Origin of the sequence: Henriciella sp. (genome assembly GCF_049649345.1) — a bacterium.
Taxonomy (GTDB): domain Bacteria; phylum Pseudomonadota; class Alphaproteobacteria; order Caulobacterales; family Hyphomonadaceae; genus Henriciella.
This window is the reverse complement of the sequence record NZ_JBARZC010000090.1, coordinates 1-1,813: the sequence shown is the minus strand read 5'-3', so window position 1 is coordinate 1,813 and position 1,813 is coordinate 1. Positions and strand designations below refer to the sequence as shown.

At 58.7% G+C, this 1,813-nt stretch carries 4 protein-coding genes; all 4 read right to left on the bottom strand.

All coding sequences use genetic code 11. The annotated features are described in order from the left end of the window. Positions 1-273 (bottom strand): hypothetical protein (locus WA989_RS02275; RefSeq protein WP_424338906.1); only part of this gene is annotated, 273 nt, incomplete at its 3' end. Positions 274-367: 94 nt separating this feature from the next. Continuing rightward, on the bottom strand, positions 368-691 hold the full coding sequence (locus WA989_RS02270; RefSeq protein WP_424338905.1) for a hypothetical protein: 324 nt from the start codon (positions 689-691) through the stop codon (positions 368-370). Between the two features lie 49 nt (positions 692-740). Then, the gene (locus tag WA989_RS02265; protein ID WP_424338904.1) at positions 741-1,010 is read right to left on the bottom strand and encodes a hypothetical protein; all 270 of its coding nucleotides are present in this window, start codon (positions 1,008-1,010) and stop codon (positions 741-743) included. Between the two features lie 10 nt (positions 1,011-1,020). Then, positions 1,021-1,813, bottom strand: a 793-nt coding sequence (locus WA989_RS02260) for an amidase family protein (protein WP_424338903.1), incomplete at its 5' end; no start/stop codon positions are given.

Below are 1,813 nucleotides of genomic sequence, written 5' to 3'. Positions count from 1 at the left end.
GAAAACCTCTCCGTACCGGCCATGGTATCTGTTCCCGTTGCGCGTGCTCGAAGGTGTGATTTCGACCATACGAACCAGCGCATACCCAAACGCGTCCTCATCTTTCCAGATGGCAAGGTCATGGGTTTTCCAGGTCTTGCAGGCGCTGCACTGGGTCGAGCCGAAATAATAGATTTCATAATCGGCGGGCGGCTCGGGATGGTATTCGCGGTAGCCGATGACCAATCCCAGCACGATCAGGGCAATGAATGTGAAAAGGATATGTGTTTTCATAGCGGATCGACAGGCTTCTCCTGAACGGCAGCGCTACCATCCCATGGTTAATTTCAGGCTTTGGAGGGTCATCAAATTTGACGAATTCACGGGGCTATTCTTCGCCGGACCGTTCTTTCTGACGCGCCGCTTCAACGCGGGCCTTCCGCGCAGCCATCCGGTCATCAATATTCCTGCTGAGACGGCTCGGCGTATCGGTACGCTCCTGCCTCTGGCTGCGCCGGTATTGCAGCCGCTCGATGAACACCGCGCCGCGCAGGGAGAGGTAGACCGCAGCCAGCACCGCAGCGAGCCAGTACATTCGCGTGCGCGGATGGAACGGGTCGATGCCCTGCTGCCACGCCATGAGCAGGATCATGACCAGCATCACGGCAAAGGCGGCGGCAGCGTAAATGAAAGTGCGGGTACGTCTGGACATGCTCAACCTTTAGCATCAGCCCGTCGGCTGCGTCACGCCTCGCTCTGCACTAGCGGTTGCGATCACGCTCGTCCCACGAGTCGGCGAGCGGCAGGAATGGCAGGACCATGAGGAAGAAGGCCAGCATGAAGAAAAGAACCGGCACGAGGACACCCCTGTCAGCCTCTTCGGCAATGCCCTGAACTGTTATCGCATGAACGCCCAGGGCGGTGAGAAGCGCCGCAAGCGGCCAGCGCAAGGCGCGATGTCGAAAGATTGGCGCGCCAAAGATCCAGCTTACAAGGCCTGAAAGGAAATTACGGTGCCCTCTGGTCGACATGCTTGCAAGCTTACCACCATTTGTCCGGCTTGGCGACAAAGCCCGCCGCTTCTTCAAGCGCGCCGCCAACGCGGAAACAGGACGCCTCATCAAGTGCCTTGCCGATCACCTGAAGGCCGAGCGGCAGGCCCTGGCTGTCAAGCGCGGCTGGAACCGATATGCCAGGCAGCCCGGCAAGGTTCGCGGTCACCGTGAAAATGTCATTGAGATACATCTGCACCGGGTCACCTGACTTCTCGCCATAGGCAAAGGCGGCCGACGGGCAGGTGGGTGTCAGCAGCGCATCGCAGGTTTTGAAGACCTCTTCGAAATCATCCAAAATCTTTGTGCGAACTTTCTGTGCACGGAGATAATAGGCATCGTAATAGCCCGATGAAAGCACATAGGTCCCGATCATGAGGCGGCGCTGGACCTCAACCCCGAAGCCGGAGCTGCGTGTGCCCTCATAGGTGTTGACCAGATTGTCAGCAGACACACGATTTCCATACCGCATGCCGTCATACCGCGCGAGATTGGAGGATGCTTCAGCAGGCGCGACGATATAATAGGCCGGCAGCGCGTATTTGGTGTGCGGCAGCGACACATCGACGATCTCTGCACCCTGCGCCTTCAGCCAGTCGATCCCTTGCGCCCAGAGCTTCTCGATCTCGTCCGGCATGCCATCGACGCGGTATTCCTTCGGAATGCCAATTGTCATGCCTTTGACGCCCTGTTTCACGCTCTCGCGCCAGGCTGGCACAGGCTCAGGCAGGGAGGTCGAATCCTTTGCGTCATGCCCGCACATCGCCTCGAGCAGGATGGCG

Bases quoted from the DNA above. Each gene is read 5' to 3' on its own strand.
- WA989_RS02265 (WP_424338904.1), bottom strand. From the start codon at position 1,010: ATGTCGACCAGAGGGCACCGTAATTTCCTTTCAGGCCTTGTAAGCTGG.
- WA989_RS02270 (WP_424338905.1), bottom strand. From the start codon at position 691: ATGTCCAGACGTACCCGCACTTTCATTTACGCTGCCGCCGCCTTTGCC.